At 46.0% G+C, this 19,147-nt stretch carries 20 protein-coding genes; 7 read left to right on the forward strand and 13 right to left on the reverse strand.

Annotated features, from left to right (window positions below):
• Positions 1–92: 92 nt before the first annotated feature.
• The 9 genes from ACH33_RS14745 to ACH33_RS14785 form a co-directional block, all read right to left on the reverse strand.
• A complete protein-coding gene (locus ACH33_RS14745; protein ID WP_057899698.1) occupies positions 93–503 on the reverse strand; it encodes an FxsA family protein in 411 nt (136 codons plus the stop codon).
• 19 nt (positions 504–522) lie between these two features.
• Positions 523–957 (reverse strand): acyl-CoA thioesterase, encoded by a 435-nt coding sequence (locus ACH33_RS14750; protein ID WP_057899699.1) that lies wholly within the window; start codon positions 955–957, stop codon positions 523–525.
• Between the two features lie 25 nt (positions 958–982).
• Complete coding sequence (pyk, locus tag ACH33_RS14755; RefSeq protein ID WP_057899700.1) at positions 983–2,734, reverse strand: pyruvate kinase; 1,752 nt, start codon at positions 2,732–2,734, stop codon at positions 983–985.
• 98 nt (positions 2,735–2,832) lie between these two features.
• Entirely contained in the window at positions 2,833–3,801 is a 969-nt protein-coding gene (locus ACH33_RS14760; RefSeq protein WP_057899701.1) for an acetyl-CoA carboxylase carboxyltransferase subunit alpha, read from the reverse strand.
• Positions 3,801–4,685 (reverse strand): acetyl-CoA carboxylase, carboxyltransferase subunit beta, encoded by an 885-nt coding sequence (gene accD / locus ACH33_RS14765; protein ID WP_057899702.1) that lies wholly within the window; start codon positions 4,683–4,685, stop codon positions 3,801–3,803. Before accD ends, ACH33_RS14760 begins: the two co-directional genes overlap by 1 nt.
• 27 nt (positions 4,686–4,712) lie before the next feature.
• Positions 4,713–4,895 (reverse strand): hypothetical protein, encoded by a 183-nt coding sequence (locus ACH33_RS14770; protein ID WP_057899703.1) that lies wholly within the window; start codon positions 4,893–4,895, stop codon positions 4,713–4,715.
• 83 nt (positions 4,896–4,978) lie between these two features.
• Positions 4,979–5,650 carry a FadR/GntR family transcriptional regulator gene (locus ACH33_RS14775; RefSeq protein ID WP_057899704.1) on the reverse strand — a complete coding sequence of 224 codons (672 nt, stop codon included), beginning with the start codon at positions 5,648–5,650 and terminating at the stop codon, positions 4,979–4,981.
• Between the two features lie 76 nt (positions 5,651–5,726).
• Entirely contained in the window at positions 5,727–6,959 is a 1,233-nt protein-coding gene (locus ACH33_RS14780; RefSeq protein ID WP_057899705.1) for an NADP-dependent malic enzyme, read from the reverse strand.
• A gap of 142 nt (positions 6,960–7,101) precedes the next feature.
• Positions 7,102–10,557: a DNA polymerase III subunit alpha gene (locus ACH33_RS14785; protein ID WP_057899706.1), complete on the reverse strand. Its 3,456-nt coding sequence runs from the start codon at positions 10,555–10,557 to the stop codon at positions 7,102–7,104.
• 210 nt (positions 10,558–10,767) lie between these two features.
• Between ACH33_RS14785 and ACH33_RS14790 the strand changes: the two genes are divergently transcribed.
• The 4 genes from ACH33_RS14790 (at position 10,768) to ACH33_RS19715 (ending at position 12,275) form a co-directional block, all read left to right on the forward strand.
• Positions 10,768–11,112, forward strand: coding sequence for a YtrH family sporulation protein (locus ACH33_RS14790; RefSeq protein ID WP_236781898.1), 345 nt, complete (start codon positions 10,768–10,770; stop codon positions 11,110–11,112).
• Positions 11,113–11,186: 74 nt separating this feature from the next.
• Positions 11,187–11,591 carry a sporulation membrane protein YtrI gene (locus ACH33_RS14795; protein WP_156424091.1) on the forward strand — a complete coding sequence of 135 codons (405 nt, stop codon included), beginning with the start codon at positions 11,187–11,189 and terminating at the stop codon, positions 11,589–11,591.
• A gap of 58 nt (positions 11,592–11,649) precedes the next feature.
• Complete coding sequence (locus ACH33_RS14800) at positions 11,650–11,859, forward strand: YtzJ family protein (RefSeq protein ID WP_057899708.1); 210 nt, start codon at positions 11,650–11,652, stop codon at positions 11,857–11,859.
• Positions 11,860–11,969: 110 nt separating this feature from the next.
• Positions 11,970–12,275, forward strand: a complete 306-nt coding sequence (locus ACH33_RS19715; protein ID WP_057899709.1) for a YtpI family protein — start codon at positions 11,970–11,972, stop codon at positions 12,273–12,275.
• A 28-nt stretch (positions 12,276–12,303) separates the two neighbouring features.
• Here the strand turns inward: ACH33_RS19715 and ACH33_RS14810 are convergent, their stop codons facing one another.
• From ACH33_RS14810 to trmB, 3 genes are all read right to left on the reverse strand, one after another.
• Complete coding sequence (locus ACH33_RS14810; RefSeq protein ID WP_057899710.1) at positions 12,304–13,614, reverse strand: CBS domain-containing protein; 1,311 nt, start codon at positions 13,612–13,614, stop codon at positions 12,304–12,306.
• A 107-nt stretch (positions 13,615–13,721) separates the two neighbouring features.
• Complete coding sequence (locus ACH33_RS14815; protein ID WP_057899711.1) at positions 13,722–13,982, reverse strand: hypothetical protein; 261 nt, start codon at positions 13,980–13,982, stop codon at positions 13,722–13,724.
• Between the two features lie 117 nt (positions 13,983–14,099).
• The gene (gene trmB, locus ACH33_RS14820) at positions 14,100–14,774 is read right to left on the reverse strand and encodes a tRNA (guanosine(46)-N7)-methyltransferase TrmB (protein ID WP_057899712.1); all 675 of its coding nucleotides are present in this window, start codon (positions 14,772–14,774) and stop codon (positions 14,100–14,102) included.
• Positions 14,775–15,035: 261 nt separating this feature from the next.
• Here trmB and ACH33_RS14825 point away from each other — a divergent pair, with 261 nt between their 5' ends.
• Complete coding sequence (locus ACH33_RS14825; RefSeq protein WP_057899713.1) at positions 15,036–15,470, forward strand: GreA/GreB family elongation factor; 435 nt, start codon at positions 15,036–15,038, stop codon at positions 15,468–15,470.
• Between the two features lie 300 nt (positions 15,471–15,770).
• Here ACH33_RS14825 and ACH33_RS14830 read toward each other — a convergent pair whose 3' ends face one another.
• Complete coding sequence (locus tag ACH33_RS14830; RefSeq protein WP_057899714.1) at positions 15,771–16,460, reverse strand: metal-dependent hydrolase; 690 nt, start codon at positions 16,458–16,460, stop codon at positions 15,771–15,773.
• Positions 16,461–16,621: 161 nt separating this feature from the next.
• Between ACH33_RS14830 and ACH33_RS14835 the strand changes: the two genes are divergently transcribed.
• Entirely contained in the window at positions 16,622–18,055 is a 1,434-nt protein-coding gene (locus ACH33_RS14835) for a YheC/YheD family endospore coat-associated protein (RefSeq protein ID WP_057899715.1), read from the forward strand.
• Complete coding sequence (locus tag ACH33_RS14840; RefSeq protein ID WP_057899716.1) at positions 18,052–19,143, forward strand: YheC/YheD family endospore coat-associated protein; 1,092 nt, start codon at positions 18,052–18,054, stop codon at positions 19,141–19,143. Before ACH33_RS14835 ends, ACH33_RS14840 begins: the two co-directional genes overlap by 4 nt.
• Positions 19,144–19,147: the final 4 nt, after the last annotated feature.

The raw sequence follows: 19,147 nt of genomic DNA on the forward strand, positions 1-19,147 counted from the left end.
CTCTTCTTTGTATGTATTAACATTATGCAGCAAAACCATTCGCCGAGCAGAATGTTAAAGAGTACGAAAAAAAGGGCGTACTATCGACTATCTTAAAATCGGTTGAATCGGTTCCATATAAATATTTGAGTGTTGCCGGACTGAATTTTTTTATACAGCCATCTCTTCATGAACAATTTGGCGATTCCTCTCGTATATGGAATCAAAAGCAAAAATCCAGCAATATCGGTAAAAAATCCGGGGGTCAGGAGAAGAAGGCCGCCGGCGAACACACAAATGCCGTCCAAAATCGCTTCACCCGGCAACTCACCCCGGCTGAACTGTACCTGCGCCAACTGAAAAATTTGCAATCCTTGGCGCTTGGCGAGCCACGCTCCTATCACCCCTGTCAGAATGCAAAGCAAAAGCGTCGGAAGCCAGCCAATACCTTTTCCGACGGCCGCTAGCAACCAAATTTCAAGCACAGGCACGATCAGCAATATCGCTATAAATACGCGCAGCATGTCTTCTTCCCCCTTCCTTTTACCATTCGTATTGCTTCATCAAGCGGTACACTTCCGGCGCATGTCTCTCCAGACGCACCGGCTTTAAATCGGTCGTCGTCCAGATATGATGTGTCTCACCTGAGGCTAGAAGCTCGCGATCCGGTAGCCTCAACGCTTCATATCCAAGCAAAAGGCGAACGCCTTCACAACGAATCACCCTCGTTCTGATAAGAATTTCATCATCATAACGGGCCGAACGTTTATATTTTACGTGTGCCTCTGAAAGTGGAAGCATAAATCCCATATCTTCAAACCGCCGATAAGTGAAGCCCATCTGCCGGATCATTTCCGTTCTCCCAACTTCAAACCATACAAGATAATTGGCGTGATAAACAACCTGCATCTGATCCGTCTCCTGATAGCGAACCCTGAGCGTCGTCTCAAACCACTTCTCTTTTCCTTCTGTCACCATCTTTCACTCCACCGTTTCTCCCATTTTACAAAATCTGTGAAAATCCGGCATATATGCGACCGCTTGCTGCGTCCACTGTTACTTCATCGCCATCCGAAAACAAATTCATCGCATCCGCTACGCCAACAACAACTGGAATGCCAAGATTAAGCCCTACCACTGCAGCGTGCGAAGTAAGCCCTCCTTCTTCCACGATCAGCGCAGCTGCCTTCTCAATAACTGGCATCATATCGCGGTCTGTTCCTTTTGCTACCACGATGTACCCTTTCTCACCAACCGGCGGAATTTCGACACCGCTCTTTACCTTCAACACCTTACCTGTGGCAGTGTTGTGGCTAATGCCTTGACCTCGGGCCACAACATCGCCGACAATATGCACTTTCAAAAGATTTGTCGTACCCGACTCACGCACCGGTACACCCGCTGTGATGACGACAAGATCACCGCGCTTCACAATACCTGAACGAACAGCTGTACGTACGGAAATATCCAGCATTTCATCCGTGCTTTCCGTCGGTTCGCTGTAAAGCGGAATCACGCCCCACACAAGCGCCAGCTTGCGGCATACGTGCTCATGTGGAGTAACTGCGATAATCGGCGCTTTCGGACGAAATTTCGAAACCATTCGCGCCGTGTGTCCGCTCTCTGTTGCGGTAATAATGGCGGCTGCATCCAAATCAAATGCCACGTTCGCTACCGCCTGGCTTAGTGCATCCGGAATGTGCATCTGCTTCGCACTCGAATGTGTGTGCAAAATTTCGCGATACGCAAGCGCAGCTTCTGTTCGTTCCGCGATTCGGTTCATTGTTTTCACAGCTTCAATCGGATATTTACCAGCTGCTGTCTCACCGGAAAGCATAATCGCGTCTGAACCGTCGAAAATCGCGTTCGCCACATCGCTCGCTTCAGCGCGTGTCGGACGTGGATTACGCTGCATCGAATCCAGCATCTGCGTTGCCGTGATCACCGGTTTGCCTGCCTCGTTGCAACGGCGAATTAATTCTTTTTGTACAAGCGGCACTTCCTCCGCAGGAATTTCTACTCCTAAATCTCCGCGAGCAACCATCAAGCCGTCTGAAACAGCAAGAATGTCGACCGCGTTTTTAACTCCCTCATGATTTTCGATCTTTGAAATGATTTGAATATCCGCATTATGACGTTCCAAAATTTCGCGAATCTCCAACACATCTTCAGGCTTGCGGACAAATGAAGCAGCGATAATATCAATGCCTTGTTCAATACCAAACTCGATATCCTTAGCATCCTTTTCTGTAATGCCCGGCAACCTGATTTGCACACCGGGAACATTGACCCCTTTTCTATCTTTTAGCGTCCCGCCGTTACGAATCCGACAATATATCTCCGTGCCCTCTACTTTCTCGACAGTCAACTCGATCAAGCCGTCATCAATAAGAATCGTGCATCCCGGATGCACGTCGTTTGGAAGTCCCGCATATGTAACGGATACACGCTTTTCATTTCCTTTGATCTCTTCCGTCGTCAGTACAACCGTTTCACCTTCTATTAGTTCAACGGACGGGCTCTCCAACACACCTGTACGAATCTCCGGTCCTTTCGTATCAAGCAAAATCGCCACGTTTTTTCCCACTTCAGATGCCGCCTTACGAACCGCGGCAATCCGCGCACCGTGCTCTTCGTGCGTGCCGTGAGAAAAGTTGAGGCGGGCAACGTTCATTCCTGCTTCCATCAATGCTTTCAACGTCTCAATCGATTCGCTTGCAGGGCCAATCGTGCATACAATCTTCGTTTTTCGCATCGTTTACGGACCTCCTATGTACATTTGATTTGATAGTTCGACATTCTTTATGTATCCTCTCACCACAATACGAATGTCAAACTATCAAGAATGAAATATTATACAGATTCCGTGAAGGCTGCATACCGTCCTATTGCTTTATATTTGTGATAACGATCAACAACCAGTTCCTCTCGGCTCATGGTTTTTAACGCATCAAGATGTTTGAGCAACACAGAACGCAAGCCGGTTACTGTTTCCGCAAAATTACGGTGCGCGCCACCGATAGGCTCCGGCACGATTTCGTCCACCACTCCTAATTCAAACAAGTCTTGCGCCGTAATTTTCAGCGACTCAGCCGCGCGTTGTGCCTGGGATGCATCCTTCCACAGAAGCGCCGCCGCCCCTTCCGGAGAAATGACGGAGTAAAAGGCGTTCTCAAGCATTAATAAACGGTTACCAATGCCAAGCGCCAATGCGCCACCACTTCCGCCCTCGCCGGTCACAATGCAAATAATTGGTACCCCAAACGAGGCCATCTCGCGGAGATTACGTGCAATCGCTTCGCTTTGACCACGTTCCTCCGCTGCTTTACCCGGATAAGCGCCCGGCGTGTTAATAAAGCAAATAATCGGCCGGTTGAACTTGTCCGCCTGCTGCATGAGACGCAACGCCTTGCGATAGCCTTCCGGGTGCGGCATTCCGAAATTGCGCGCAATGTTTTCTTTGGTGTCCTTTCCTTTCTGATGCCCTATTACTGTGACAGGCTGCTCGTTAAATTTAGCGATACCGGCGACGATGGCAGCATCATCCCCGTACAAACGGTCGCCATGCAGTTCGATAAAATCAGTAAATAACGCATTGATAAAATCAAGTGTGGTCGGACGCTCCGGATGACGAGCCAACTGCACGCGCTGCCACGGCGTCAAATTTCCGTATATCTCCTGGGCCAGCGCTTTCGCCCTCGCTTCTAATTTTACAATTTCATCCGTAAAATCTATATCCTTTTCTTCCGTAAATCTGCGCAATTCCTCAATTTTTCTGTTTAATTCTAGGAGCGGCTTTTCAAATGATAATTCTCCAGCCATTAGCTTCCCCTCCTTACCGTATGCATATCAAGAATTTTAGCAAGCGTATGACGCAGTTCTTGACGGGGAATGACTTTATCAAGCTGACCTTTTTTTAGAAGAAACTCCGCGGTTTGAAAATCTTCCGGAAGCTCCTGGCGAATGGTCTGTTCAATAATGCGCCGCCCCGCAAAACCGATCAACGCCCCCGGCTCCGCAAAGTTGTAATCACCTAACGAAGCGAAGCTGGCCGACACCCCTCCAGTAGTCGGATTCGTCATCACGGAAATGTACAAAACGCCCGCTTCGTTCAGCCTAGCAAGAGCGGCGCTTGTTTTTGCCATCTGCATCAGGCTGAGCACGCCTTCTTGCATACGCGCGCCGCCGGAAGCAGAAAACAAAATGAATGGGTACCGTTTCTCGAGCGCTTGTTCAGCCGCACGGGTGATTTTTTCGCCAACAACCGAGCCCATGCTTCCCATGCGAAAGCGCGGATCCATAACAGCGATAACTACCGGATAGCCTTTGATCGTACCTTCTCCCGTTACAACCGCTTCAGAAAGGCCGGATGTCTCCATATCCTTTTTTAGCTTCGATAAGTAATCCGGAAAGTTCAGCGGATCAGTCGAGAGCAGTTCGCTATCATACTCGAAAAAATACCCTTCATCCAACAGCATCGCGATCCGCTCGAATGCTGTCATTGGAAAATGATAGCCGCAACCCTGGCAAACTTTTAAATTTTTTTCAAGTTCTTTGGCGTACGCAATTGTACCGCACTTGTCGCATTTAATCATCAGACCTTCGGGCACTTCCTTGACTTCAGCTTTTTCCTCCCCCCGATCCTGGGCCTGTCCCGTACGTACAGTTGCGTACCGACGTTTTTTATAGAAAATATCTTTTAACATAAAAAATAGTACACCTCTCTTAAGGTATCAATGAAGAATCGTACTCAAGACTTCCTGCGCTTCTTCCACCTCACCCGCAGGAACGAGAATTTCATACTGCTTGGAGACACCGGATTGGCGTATTTTCACAAGGAACCCTTCGGCTGTTAGCTTGTCTTGGATTTTTTCCGCGATTTTTGCGCTCGGGGCGATGTAGATGACCGTCCACATCCCGTCTTCCTCCTTAAACAAATATATGTTATCTGGTTCCATTCTAAACCTTTTGCTTTATTGTTCTTTACGTACGTTCAAGGCTATAAGATACTGTTTTCGAGATGGTTCGCCATACGGAGCACAGCTTCTTCTTCGTCACCGGCTCGAATAGCTTCCAAAATCGCCCTGTGTTCCTTAAATCCTTCTTCTGCTCTTCCTTCACGCGCAAGAGAACGTTCGCGCACCGACTTACTATACTCAACCAACGGTACCCATATCCGATGTAATACAGAATTACGACTCGCACGGCAAATCGCCCTATGGAACAAATAATCCTCCTCCGTCGGCACTTTGCCTTCCCTAATTTTTTCTTCACCTTGCAAAATAATGCGTTCCATCTCGGAGAAATGCTTTTCACCGGCTCGGCTGCATGCCAAGCGAACCGCATCAAGCTCCAGTATTTTTCTCATTTCGACTACGTCTCTTCTCGTTTTAAAGTCTTTTAAAATATATGCGCCCATAACATTAATAAGCTGATTATGTCGGTAATGTTGGAGAAACGTTCCTTCCCCACGGCGGGTCGTAATCAATCCTAGGAGCTCGAGCGCCCGCAGCGCTTCTCGCACCGAGGAACGTCCCACCTGAAGCCGATCCGACAGTTCCCGCTCAGAAGGAAGCTTGTCTCCCGGCTTTAATCCGTCCTCTTTAATAATCTTATTTATTTCCAGAAGAATTTCCTGATACACTTTGCGCTGCTCGGGCAAACTTGACACGGCACTCACCCTGTTTGCTGATTTTTAATTGCCAAAAAAGGAGGATTGCTCCTCCTTATCATCATCAACAGCTTTTTTATAGTATTTGTACTGCGGAAAGCATCTGTCCTTTGATTTGTTCAGGGTCGATCTCCTTTCTGGCTACACCGGTATCCATCGCTGCTTTCGCAACCTCGGCAGCTACATGCGGTGCCACCCTAGGGTCAAACGGAGAAGGAATAATGTAGTCCGGTTTCAGTTCTTCATCTCTAATTAGGTCTGCAATCGCACGTACGGCGGCCAGCTTCATCTCTTCGTTAATATCGGTAGCCATAACTTCCAACGCTCCGCGAAAAATTCCCGGAAATGCAAGCACATTGTTCACTTGATTCGGAAAATCCGAACGTCCTGTGCCAACTACCGCAGCCCCCGCTTCTTTTGCTAAATCTGGCATAATCTCAGGTACCGGATTAGCCATTGCAAAAATAATCGGGTTATCGTTCATCGACCGTACCATCTCTAGCGTAAGCGATCCTGCGACGGATACGCCGATAAACACATCCGCTCCTTTCAGCACATCGGCCAATGTACCTTCCACTTTGCGCTGGTTTGTAATGCGCGCGATCTCTTCCTTGATCGGATTCATGCCAAACGGACGCCCTTCATAAATCGCACCCTTCGAGTCACACATAATGACTTCTTTGACACCCATGAATAGAAGCAGCTTAATAATGGCGATACCAGCTGCGCCCGCACCATTTGCAACAACGGAAATATCCTCCATTTTTTTACCGACGATTTTGAGCGCGTTCAAAAGCCCGGCTGCTGTAACAATCGCCGTTCCATGCTGGTCGTCATGGAATACGGGAATGGACAATTCCTGCTTTAACCGCTCTTCAATAATAAAGCAGTTCGGAGCGGCGATATCTTCTAAATTAATGCCGCCAAACGTCGGTTCCAGGTACTTTACGGTTTTGATAATTTCTTCCGGATCCTGCGTGTTCAAACAAATTGGAAACGCGTCTACACCTGCAAAAGATTTGAAGAGAACCGCTTTGCCTTCCATAACCGGAAGCGCTCCTTCAGGTCCGATGTTTCCGAGACCAAGTACCGCCGAACCATCGGAAACGACAGCAACCATATTTCCTTTCACGGTATACTCATATACTTTCTGACGATTATCAAAAATATCCTTGCACGGCTCAGCTACTCCGGGTGAATAAGCCAGACTCAAATCTTCTGTGCTCTTTAGCGAAACTTTCGATTCCACCCGAATTTTTCCTCGATTCTCTCTATGCAGCTTCAGTGCTGCTTCACGCATGTTTGGCACCTTTTTAACAACTCCTTCTCTCTTCAACCCCGAATTTCATCAAAGTGGTCTGACCACTCCGTTTATTATTCTCTCATTATACCAAAAGAGAGTAATCTGTAAACCTGATCGAACCTGCTTCTAGGGGTTTTTTACCGTAAATTTACCGTTTTTTAATAATAACCATTCCTTCCCCAATTATTTTCTCAATTTTTCTAATAGTATCACTTTTAGGAGTTATATTATATTCTTCCGTCAATTGCACAGAATGCCGTTTTCCTGCGTAATAGAGAATAACCGGACTCATCCCCCGCTCCGCGCGCAAAATCTGCTGTAAATTTTGCAGTTTGACCACATCGCTCTCCACAGCCTCTTCGATTTTAATGAATACCATAGGTGGAGATTCAAACGCTTCCCTAGGTATATCACTGTGAGTAAATGTATAAGCGATTTCCGTCAGCTCTTTAATCCGTTCAGCGATACATTTCACTTCATCCCCTTGTCTGTTAGCTTTCCCTTCAACCGCCAACAACTTTCCTCTCTGAAGTAACGGCATGGCATGATGGTAAACGCCCGGAAATACAACCATTTCTACACGCGAGGTCTGATCTTCCAGCTGTACAAATGCCATCGGTTGTCCTTGGCGTGTAGTAATGTTGCGTACGGCGCATACCATACCAGCAAGACGCACCGGCTGCTTTTCCCGCTTTTCCTTAAGCCGGTGAAGCGGGAGAAACGAAAAGTGCTCGCACACCTCGCGGTACTCATCCAGAGGATGGCCTGATATATACAAGCCAAGCAATTCCTTTTCCTGCAAAAGCTTCTCTTCATAACCAAATTCCGGGGTATTAATCGAAACGTCCGGAACCATTAGCACCTCTTCATTATGTTGTTCCGGTTTTACTAAAAAGCCAATCTGTTCTTCTTCCTTGCGCCGCGCGCGCTGCGCCCATTCAATCACCCTGTCCAGCGCGGCCAGCAAAGCCGCCCGATGTCCGGGAAAGCTGTCCATCGCTCCGCTTTTAATGAGCGCTTCCAGCACACGTCGGTTGCACACCCTCTGATCAACGCGCATGCAGAAATCGGCCAAATCCACAAACGGGCGCTTGGCTCGCTCCTCTAGAATTCGTCGAATCGCCTGCACTCCGACGTTTTTAATTGCTCCAAGCCCAAAACGAATGCTTCCGTCTTCTACTGTAAAATCTGTTTCGCTGCGGTTAACGTCTGGCCCTAGCACAGGAATGGAGCGCTTCTTGCATTCGTCTACATACTCAGCTACTTTGTCCATATTTCCCTGCGCCATTGTCAACAACGCCGCAAAAAATGCGACTGGATGATTAGCTTTTATATACGCCATATGGTACGCAATCATTGCATACGCAGCGCTATGACTCCGATTAAATCCATAATCAGCGAAACGAACAATCATGTCATACAGCTGGTTGGCAAGTTTATCATCGTATCCTTGTTTCAACGCGCCATCGACAAACTTTTTCCTTTGCTCTTGCAATAACTCACGCTTTTTCTTTGACACCGCGCGGCGCAAAATATCGGCCTCGCCAAGCGTAAACCCAGCCACCTTGGAAGCGATTTGCATAATTTGTTCCTGATAAAGAATAAAGCCGTACGTTTCCTTTAAGATCGGTTCCAGTACAGGATGCAAATAGGTCACTTCCCGCCTGCCATGCTTGGCCGCTACAAAATCCGAAATAAACTCCATCGGCCCCGGACGAAACAGGGCTAAAACAGCAACGATATCCTCAAACTTGGACGGCTTTACTTCCCTGAGCACACGACGCATGCCCCCCGATTCCAGTTGAAAGACGCCTGCTGTATCTGCTTCTGCAAGCATTCGGTACGTACGCGTATCATCAAGAGGAATGGCCGCCAAATCAATGCTAATCCCTTCTTGCTCTTTGATAAGGCGAATGGCCTGTTCAAGCAACGTTAAATTTTTCAATCCAAGAAAATCCATTTTTAGAAGCCCTACATCTTCAAGCGCTTCCATCGTATACTGTGTCAACGCATGCCCGTCATGCCCCTGCTGTAGCGGCACGTGCTCAGTCAAAGGGTCGCGCGAAATGACCACACCGGCCGCATGAGTGGAAACGTGCCGTGGCAGCCCTTCCACAGCACGCGCAAGCTCGATCAGCTTCTTCGTCTGCGGATTATTCGTTACCGCCTGACACAAAGCCTTGCTTCTTTTCAGCGCGCGATCCAGTGTAATGCCGGGTTCAGCCGGTATCAATTTCGCGATTCGATCTACATCCCGCAGCGGTATATCGAGCGCGCGCCCTACATCCCTCACAGCCGCACGCGCCGCCATCGTTCCAAACGTAATAATCTGTGCTACGCGATCAGCCCCGTATTTTTTTACTACATAATTTATGACTTCATCACGGCGCTCGTAGCTGAAATCCACATCGATATCCGGCATACTAATACGCTCAGGATTTAAAAAACGTTCGAATAAGAGATTGTATTTTACCGGATCAATATTCGTAATTTGTAGCACGTACGCGACTAAACTGCCCGCCGCCGATCCCCGGCCTGGCCCGACCGCGATCCCTCGTTCACGCGCGTAGCGGATAAAATCCCATACAATCAAAAAATAGTCGGCAAATCCCATGCGGTTAATTACACTAAGTTCGTAAGCCAACCGTTCACGAACCTCTTCGTTCGCATCGTTACCATAGCGTAAACGAAGTCCGTCTTCACATACTTTCTGCAAATACTCTTCTGCGGTTTGGCCGTCTGGAAGAGGAAAACGGGGCAAAATCGTCTCACCCAACGGAAGCTCCACCTGGCAACGCCGAGCAATGCGGACCGTATTTTCAATCGCCTCTGGCAGAAAGATAAAACGCTCGCTCATTTCTTCCGCGCTCTTTAAATAATACTCCTTTGTCTGGTATGCCCGCTCTGTATCATCTATCTTTTTCCCTTCGCCTATGCAAAGCAATATATCCAAAATGTCAGCGTCCTCTTCGCGTAAATAACGTACATTGTTGGTAGCTACAAGCGGAATCCCGGTAGCTCTGCTCAAATCGACTGTGCGCTGATTTACAAGCCTTTGCTCTTCCAGAAGATGATCCTGAATCTCAAGGAAGAAATGTTCTGAACCAAACAGTGCCCTGTATTCCTCAGCCACTTCCTTCGCTTTATCCATTTTCCCTGCTCTCAACAACGAACCAATTTCTCCATCCTGCGCCCCGCTCAGTGCAATGATACCTTCTGTGCATCCGTGCAAGGCTTCTTTTGCCAGCACCGGGTGATACACACCTTCCGCATGTGCGCGGGATAACAGCCGCATAATGTTACGATAGCCTTCCAGCGTCTCCGCAAGCAAAATCAACGAAAATCCTTTCTGGCCATGTACCTGTCCATCTTCTTTCGTCTCATCTTTAATTTGAAGCTGTGTCCCAAGAATCGGCTTAATTCCTTCCGCTTTGCACGCCTTATAAAAAGGGATAGCCCCGTACATCGCTGAGGAATCCGTAACTGCCAGCGCTTCCATCCCCAACTCTTTCGCCCGGTGCACCAGCGGCCAAATGCGCGCCGCGCTTTCAAGCAAACTATATTCACTGTGCACATGCAAATGAACAAAAGATGCCGTTTTCATGTTTCTCACCCTCTTCGCCTTCGGGAATCTCCCGTTTTCTCCTGCAATTATTATAAACCTTAACATATAATACTCAAAGCAATATAAGAACAAATATTCCCCTTCTATTTGCAGCCTGTCTCCCATACAGATTGATATATCAGGATATTTTCACGGTTCATCAAAGCATGAAAACAAATCTATTTTATTATAGAAAGGAGTAAATCTCCTGTGAACAAATCGTTGTTCGGCTATTTAGTTAGCCATATGGTGATGTACTTTTTTGTCGCCTTCGGCATTGTCCTAGGAGGTGCTATTCTGGGGGGATTGGCAGCTTTTCTAACCCGGCAGCCTCCGTTTCATGAAATGGAAACGCTCGCGGTCAAATTAAAAATATGGGGAATGGTCGGCGCACTTGGTGGCACCTTTGATTCATTTATGCAAATCGAGCGCGTCATTCTCGACGGCAACATGTCTCCTGTTATTAAACAAATTATTTTTATCATCAGCGCGTTTATTGGTGCGGATACAGGCACACGCATGATCCAATGGCTCATCCGTGGTGAGCCTTCATGAGGGTGCCTTCTGCTTCCGCTTTTCGGCGCTCCCTCCGGTTTGTTCTTCTTTTTCTTCTCGGGGTGATTGCAGGAATGTGCGCGCTTCTTCTCATGGTAGGAGACGAAATGGACAGGCTCCATTTAAAAGCCCGTAAACTAGAAAATGAAAATATTCAATATGTAGAACAACTAATAGAGTATCAAGAAATAAGAAAAAACTTGATTCAAAAAGAAAAAAAAGTGGTAGAAAAAATAGAAATTCATTTGCAAACACAAGACGAGTTCGTGGGAACAGAACTGGAAAAAAAGCTGCTCAAGGACTTATATTTTCTTAAAGGAAAGCCGCTGGATTATGTCGCCAGTTTTCATGAAGGGATCGGAATAATGCTTGCGGAACGCACATACACAATCGATGGACGGACATATTTACTGCACTTGTCTACACTTGTGATTTCGCCCTCCTTGCATTTTTATATCCGGGTTGAAGAAAAAAGATAGTCTTCCTATCGCCACCGCTTGCAAACTTTAGTAAAATAAAAAAAAGGAGGAATGAACAATGGTTATTAGTCGAAGAGAAATGGCTCGCGCTAAAGTCAAAAAATTAAAAAAAGGGTTCTCCGCGTTCTCTGAAACGCAAGAAATTACGGAACTGATGGAACGCTACATCAAGGAAGAGAAGCTAAATGTTCATGTCGACAAAACATCCTTGGGCTGCTGGTTCATTCCCGCGGACGGTACAGAACACGAGACCCGCCCCCATTCATAACGCGAAAGCACGGCCGCTTTCCCTGCCGAAAAGCGGCCATTGTTTATAATTACTGGATAAATGAATGCAAAAATGAATTGAAGAAAAATGCAGGAAAGGGAGTTCAATCATTGCCATTATCGTCCATTTTTACCATCGTTATCATTTTATCAGCTACCATTGCTATTTACTACGCGATTACATGGCGCAGCCAACCCGGTGTGATCGCTCGAATTTATCAGGCGCGCATGAATATCGGCATGGGCATATTCTTGCTCGGTGTCGGTACTAATCAGCTTATGTTTGACGATGTGGATACAATTCGTTTGGTTATTGGTATTATTCTCCTTTTTATAGGCGCGGTTAACTTGATTATGGGAATCCGTAATCTTACATACTTTACGAAGCTCAAAAGAGAACAACAAAATAAAAGATAAAGCGGAGCCGCGACTCCGCTTTCTTGTTTTATCGTTCGATAACCTGCACGGTCATCATTGCTTTTGAAACAAGCATACCCTGATGGTACACTTCGACTTCCACCTTTCCAAATTTTCGGCCCACCTCCAGCACGCGCGGGCGGATTTCAATCGTGCTCTCGATTTGTACCGGTTTTAAGAAATACACCGTAATATTTTCCGGCACCATATCGCCTTTCTTATACTGGCGCAACGCTCGGCTTCCAGATTCGGAGACGAGGGTAGTCAGCACCCCGCTGGAAATGTTTCCGAGATGGTTCGTCATCTGCGGTGTTACTTCTCCTCGAAAATAAATGCCCCCTTCTCCTTTTTCTTCATGGAATCGGTTCATAATCTGGTTTGCAAACGTTTCTCCCATTTGGGGTTGCTTCTGGATATACTGCAACGCTTTCAATACGTCCTGGCGAGTAATAATCCCCAGCAGGCGGCGGTGATTGTCTACAACCGGAAGCATCTCAATGCCTTCCCACACCATCATATGAGCCGCCGACGCGACCGAAACCCTCGCCATTACGGTAATCGGGTTCTTCGTCATTACTTTCTCTACCGGAACATTATAATCGTGCCCTACAATATCTTTTGTTGTGACCACGCCAAGCACTTTCATGTTTTCGTCCACAACCGGAAAGCGGCCATGCCCGATTGTTTCTACCATCCGGCGCCAATCTCCTACTGTATGATTTGCCTGCAAATAATAGGCATCCTCCAGCGGAATTAAAATATCTTCCACCATCATGATTTCTTTTTTAATAAGACGATCATCGATCGCACGGTTAATCAATGTTGCCACCGTAAACGTATCATAGCTGCTGGAGATAATGGGCAACTTCAATTCGTCCGCCAATTTCTTTACTTCTTCGCTTGTGTCAAAACCACCGGTAATTAATACGGCCGCTCCGTGTTGCAAGGAAAGCTTGTGTGCCTGATAACGGTTTCCAACTATCAAAAGGCTGCCCGCGTCCACATAACGCATCATCGCTTCCAGTTTCATCGCTCCAATAACGAATTTGTTCAGCGTCTTATGAAGCCCTTCCCGTCCGCCAAGCACATGTCCATCGACAATGTTTACGACTTCAGCGAACGTTAACTTCTCAATATTCTGTTTTTTCTTCTTTTCGATCCGTACAGTTCCTACACGTTCAATCGTGCTGACCAATCCTTGCGCTTCCGCCTCTTTAATCGCCCGATACGCCGTTCCTTCGCTCACTTCCAAATCTTTTGCTATCTGGCGCACGGAAATCTTGGTACCTACTTCCAAATCTTCGATATGCTGAAGAATTTGTTCATGTTTCGTTGCCATAGACTCACCTTTTTTCTGTATCAATCTGTATTATTTTTATTATACTTCTTTGTTATAACAATCACAAACAGAAAATAAGCCGCCTTGATAAGGCGGCTTCCTCTGTACTATTCATAATCGGGTTGTGTTCTTCCAACCTTCTGCTCATCCTGCGTCATAGCAAGCAACGGTGATTGCTCTGCCTTCGCCCATCCATCAATGATTTGATAAAGCTGAGAGCCAATAATAAGAAGAGCGAATGTGAGCCATATAACGCTGAACAAGACCGCTTCTGTTTGACTGCGCAAAAGCGGAAGGCGCGGCAAGCTATATAATACAAGCAAAAATGCGAAAATCAGATAAATAATATGCCGAAAATCATTCCTCATATTCTTCACCTCGTTTTGCTGTAATAAGCGTAAACAGGAAGTTGGATATAACGCTTCCTTTTCTCTTTACGCTTGTACAGTATATGCGCGAGGCTGAGAAATCAGAATGATAAGAAATTATTCATTCTCCACAAAATTGGCCGCCAGTTGCGCTGGATGCGCGGCGATACAGCGGAAAATTTTCATCCCTTTCTGTACAAATTTCGCTTCATACTCAGTCATGATGTTGCCTTCCGCGTATTCGCTGTTATGCAAATCAAACGTAATTTCTTTCAACAAAAACAACTCTTCTGCGAATCGATTGAGACTGTATTCAAATAATCCCTCATTGTCCGTTTTTAATTGAATACAGCCTTCCGCTTTTAATAGTTTTTTGTACTGTTTTAGAAAATCATTATGGGTCAGGCGACGCTTTGCGTGGCGCTTTTTCGGCCAAGGATCGCTGAAATTAAGGTAGAACCTGTCTACCTCTGCGGGTGCAAAATAGCTTTCAAGTTCGCGAATGTTAATCCAGAGAAATGCAATATTCGCAAGCCCTTTTTCCTCCGCTTTTTTCACGGCTTTAATAAGCACCTCTTCATGCAATTCGACACCAAAATAATTGATATGCGGATTTTGTTCGGCAAGCGTCGTAATAAAGTTGCCTTTACCAGTACCGAGTTCGACATGTATTGGATTGTTGTTGCCAAAAAACTCGCGCCACTTGCCTTTGTACTGTTCCGCATCCTGTGGGACAAGTTTCGGATAGTTGGCCATCGCTTCGCGCACGCCAGGTTTTTTACGTAGACGCATGGGTAGAATCACCTATTTGTTTCGAGATTTTATGCACTGTTATTTATCTTACGCATTATGGGAGATAGATGCAACCAAGAAAACAAGGCGCGAAATTTTCATTTTTTAGATAAAATTTCCTGGTTGTTAATGATAAAATATATAATGGGTGTTTTTTTATCATGCACCTAAATCTATGTAATAAGGAGGATTATATGAGTACGATAAGTATCACAACCAAACCGAATCCAAGAAAAAATCCAGCTTTAGGAGAAATCTACTATGAACCATAGTTATCATCCTTTGCAAAAGCGTTTAGTTGAACAGCTAGCATTTATTGATGAACATCGTTATACTTTCTTAGATACTTACTTCCCTTCAAACCTTTTGGAACGAAGTAAAGTGGACAAGTTTTTCGATCAATATGTACAAGAAGTTGAGAGTTTTCTTTCAACATTTAACGCGGGCCCTACTTCAATAATGTCTCGCGTGTTTATCGGAAGTAAAGTATTGCTATTTTATGAGCAAGGGCAGGAAACAGACTCCTTCACTTTATGTTTTCCCGAAAAAGCCAACCCAGATTCTGGATACATTTCTTTTCTTTCTCCGGTAGGTTGGCAACTCATACTGCGCTCAACAAACGAAGCATTTACTTTAAATACACCAAACGGAAAAACGGATGTCGTCATTCAAAAAATTGAATTTAATGATTGGTAAAAATACTAAAAAATCATGAGCACAAACCTTTCGAACTTTACATTAGTACCTTATATACCTATTGCTAGGCATTCTCGCCTCACATAAGCACAGCTTAAAAGGCCTGACACTTCTTTCCTTAAGTACGAGGAGATCAAGTGGCAGGCCATTTCTTTTTCCGCTCTCGCTTTATCTTACGAAAAAAAGAGCGGCTTGTACGCCGCCCAAAACACAAGAGGTATATAAAAAGGGGGTTTTTCATCACACTTTTAAGATACCTCATCAATATTACACACATATTACAAAACTATTACTAATCTATTATATTTCCAATTCTTCTCCCGGATTTACAACTTTTCCTTTTAATCCTTTGTTTTCCAGATTATGAATAAAAGCTTCCGGATCTTGCTTAATCGGCGGGAACGTGTTGTAATGCACCGGAACCGTCAGCTTGGCGCTGACCCATTCAGCCGCCTGCAACGCATCTTCTGGCCCCATTGTGAAGTTGTCGCCAATCGGTACAAATGCCACATCGATATCGTTTCGCTCGCCAATCAATTTCAAATCGCTGAATAATCCGGTATCCCCAAGGTGATAGAGTGTCTTGCCTCCCATTGTGATGAGGAACCCGCCCGGCATGCCACCATAAATAATTTGTCTTTCGTCTTCCAGCACAATGGCAGAACTGTGGAACGCCTGTGTCATTTTCACTTTGCCGAACTCAAATTCATAGGCGCCGCCAAGATTCATTCCGTGGACATTTGCGCCTTGCCATCCCATGTATGTAGCCAATTCATGTGTGGCGATAATCATGGCATTGTTCCGCTTTGCGATAGTAAGCGCATCACCAATATGATCGCCATGTGCGTGCGTCAACAATACATATTGCACTTCGATATCTTCCGCTTTTGTTACCGCCAGTGGGTTTCCAGTCAAAAACGGATCAATAATGATAGATTTGCCCGCATGAGAAACCTGTACGCAAGAATGTCCATGATACGTAATCTTCATACTTCTACCCTCCATTATTTTCTTTTCTTGTCCATCTTTTCTTATTGTACCAGCGTTATGTACGACAAACAAACAAACAAATAGGAGAATACTCACGCTCCCTTTCTTTTTTTCATAAGATGAAGGGATGATATATAGATGTAGGAAAGGGGGAGCGAGCCTTGCCACAACGTTATACGCGTATCCAGCGCACACCCGACCAGTCTTTTCCTGCTGCGATCGATGTGCTGCTCCCGGCTTCCTTTGTCAAACAATACGGGATTGTCGGCAAAAAACCGTTCGAACTTATGTACGGATTGCGGACAATAACTGCCGCTTTTGAAATTACGACTTCATCCGTCATAAAAATAAAAGAATCTTTCGCACAGCGGCTCGGCCTATTAGAAGAAGAAATCGCGTATGGACTCCACTTCCACCCGGCAACAAGGAGGCTAGTTATCGGGCCGATTGTCGGTATTTTAATCTCAAGGATGGTGCCAACAGACGAAGGTCCTTTCGGCAGCATTACCGACTTCTGTCGGGAAGTGACACAAACATGCCGCCTGCGCGGCGGGCTCGGCTTTATTTTCACACTCGATCAAATTTCGCGGGAAAAAGATATGGTGAACGGCTGGACATACCGCAATGGTCATTGGATAAAGCGAGTATTTCCTATACCGTTTTGCACGTACAATCGAATCGGTTCACGCAAAGTTGAAGAAAGGGAGGAGACCAAAGAAAAAATCGCGATTTTAAAAGAAAAAGGCGTCCTATTTTTCAACGAACAGTTCCTGGATAAATGGCAAATTCATCAGCGTATGTCCTTGCTGCCAGAAACAGCATCGTTTACACCTTATACGGATTTATATAAAGGAGCCGCTTCATTGCAAGCCATGCTGCAAAAGCATCCTTATATTTACCTAAAACCTTCGAGCGGAAGCCTGGGGCGCGGAATTATCCGTCTGTCCCGTACCCAAAATGGATATATATGTCAGTATGCTACCCTCAATGACACGGTAACGCGGCGATACAACTCGTTCAACTTGCTGCACCAAATGCTACGTTCCCGTATGCGTAAACAACCGTATCTTATGCAACAGGGACTGCATTTAATCAAACTCAAGGGAGGCATTGTCGACTTTCGGGCCCTTGTCCAAAAAAATAAAAACGGTGAATGGAGTATTACATCTATTGTCGGACGAAGTGCTCCCACCTGCAAAAGTATCGTCTCTAATGTAGCACGCGGCGGCACTATACTTCCGTTGGGCAATACGCTGATTGCAGCCGGTTTTTCCCCCGCCGCCCGCGCTTCCATCACTGCTTCCGTCCGGCAACACGCGCTTCTTATCGCCCGCCTGTTCGAACAGTGTACGGAAGGACATTATGCTGAACTCGGCATCGATCTCGGTGTCGATAGAACAGGCAAAGTATGGCTGCTTGAAATCAATTCGAAACCTTCAAAAACAAACAACTCCTTGGCGAATGCCGGTAAAGGGCCCCGCCCTTCTGTCATTCGGCTGGTCGACTACTGTTTTTACCGCAGCGGTTATATACCTAATCCTCGCAAAAAAACAATGCAAATCAAACGTTCCTCGAAAAGGAGGTTATCACCATGATAAAAAAGACGTTGGGGTATCTTGGCATCCTAGCGACCCCAAGCACAAAATATCACCCATTTCCGGAAAAGTCATTCTACGCGTATTTATGCCAGGCCGGGATACGTATCGGACTGCCCGTATACGTCTTTTTACCAACCCAGATTAATTTCGTTACCCGGACTGTTATTGGTTACCAGTATACAAAACAAAAAAAATGGATAAAAAGACGCTTTCCTTTCCCCACCTTTGTCTATGATCGGCTTTCTAATCGCAAGAAGTATGAGACGCAAATCCGAAAACTAAAAAATGATCCTTCGATTACTTTTCTAGGACATGTGCTGGGCGATAAACTCAAAAACCATAACCTACTTATCCAGCACGCTGGCCTTGCCGCATATATGCCGGAAACCGAACTTGTCACTTCGCTGCAGGTAATAAAAAACATGCTCGACAAGTACGATGCAGTCGTAATTAAACCAATGCGCAATTCGCTTGGCATCGGCGTTATGAAAATCACCTCCAAACAAGGAAGCCATCGAGTCGAAGGGCGCGATTTTAAAAACAAAATCTTTTACCGCAAATTCTCCAATCGTACTGCGCTCTTGCTCTGGCTACGCAACCAATTTAGTGTAAAAATGATCGCCCAGCCTTATCTAGAGCTTTCCACACCGGAAGGCATCCCTTTTGATATCCGGGTGCTTGTACAAAAAAATGGCCAAGGCGAATGGGTTGAGACCGGGCGCGCCATTCGGGCAGGAGTAGTAAACGGCCTTACGTCCAATCTATGCGGCGGCGGCAAAGCGCATTCGTGTAAACCATTTCTAAACAAATATTTCACCGAAGAACAGTTACAGAAAATTTATAGTGATATTGAATACATCGTTAAGGAACTCCCACCGTTTCTAGAAAGCAAACACGGGCGCTTAGTCGAACTCGGCATTGATATTGGAGTCGATAGGGGAGGCAAAGTTTGGTTGATTGAGGTGAATTCCAAGCCAGGACGCGCTTCATTTCGTCGAATCGAAAACAGCACATATTACCGGGATGTACGGCTCAACCCTTTGCGCTATACACATTATCTTGCGCAGTTGCGAAAGGGTCGGTGAGCAT

The sequence above is a fragment of the Aneurinibacillus sp. XH2 genome, assembly GCF_001439585.2.
Classification (GTDB): Bacteria; Bacillota; Bacilli; order Aneurinibacillales; family Aneurinibacillaceae; genus Aneurinibacillus; species Aneurinibacillus thermoaerophilus.

Bases quoted from the DNA above. Each gene is read 5' to 3' on its own strand.
- ACH33_RS14745 (WP_057899698.1), bottom strand. From the start codon at position 503: ATGCTGCGCGTATTTATAGCGATATTGCTGATCGTGCCTGTGCTTGAA.
- ACH33_RS14750 (WP_057899699.1), bottom strand. From the start codon at position 957: ATGGTGACAGAAGGAAAAGAGAAGTGGTTTGAGACGACGCTCAGGGTT.
- pyk (WP_057899700.1), bottom strand. From the start codon at position 2,734: ATGCGAAAAACGAAGATTGTATGCACGATTGGCCCTGCAAGCGAATCG.
- ACH33_RS14760 (WP_057899701.1), bottom strand. From the start codon at position 3,801: ATGGCTGGAGAATTATCATTTGAAAAGCCGCTCCTAGAATTAAACAGA.
- accD (WP_057899702.1), bottom strand. From the start codon at position 4,685: ATGTTAAAAGATATTTTCTATAAAAAACGTCGGTACGCAACTGTACGT.
- ACH33_RS14770 (WP_057899703.1), bottom strand. From the start codon at position 4,895: ATGTGGACGGTCATCTACATCGCCCCGAGCGCAAAAATCGCGGAAAAA.
- ACH33_RS14785 (WP_057899706.1), bottom strand. From the start codon at position 10,557: ATGAAAACGGCATCTTTTGTTCATTTGCATGTGCACAGTGAATATAGT.
- ACH33_RS14795 (WP_156424091.1), top strand. From the start codon at position 11,187: ATGTGCGCGCTTCTTCTCATGGTAGGAGACGAAATGGACAGGCTCCAT.
- ACH33_RS14800 (WP_057899708.1), top strand. From the start codon at position 11,650: ATGGTTATTAGTCGAAGAGAAATGGCTCGCGCTAAAGTCAAAAAATTA.
- ACH33_RS14810 (WP_057899710.1), bottom strand. From the start codon at position 13,614: ATGGCAACGAAACATGAACAAATTCTTCAGCATATCGAAGATTTGGAA.
- ACH33_RS14815 (WP_057899711.1), bottom strand. From the start codon at position 13,982: ATGAGGAATGATTTTCGGCATATTATTTATCTGATTTTCGCATTTTTG.
- trmB (WP_057899712.1), bottom strand. From the start codon at position 14,774: ATGCGTCTACGTAAAAAACCTGGCGTGCGCGAAGCGATGGCCAACTAT.
- ACH33_RS14825 (WP_057899713.1), top strand. From the start codon at position 15,036: ATGAACCATAGTTATCATCCTTTGCAAAAGCGTTTAGTTGAACAGCTA.
- ACH33_RS14830 (WP_057899714.1), bottom strand. From the start codon at position 16,460: ATGAAGATTACGTATCATGGACATTCTTGCGTACAGGTTTCTCATGCG.
- ACH33_RS14840 (WP_057899716.1), top strand. From the start codon at position 18,052: ATGATAAAAAAGACGTTGGGGTATCTTGGCATCCTAGCGACCCCAAGC.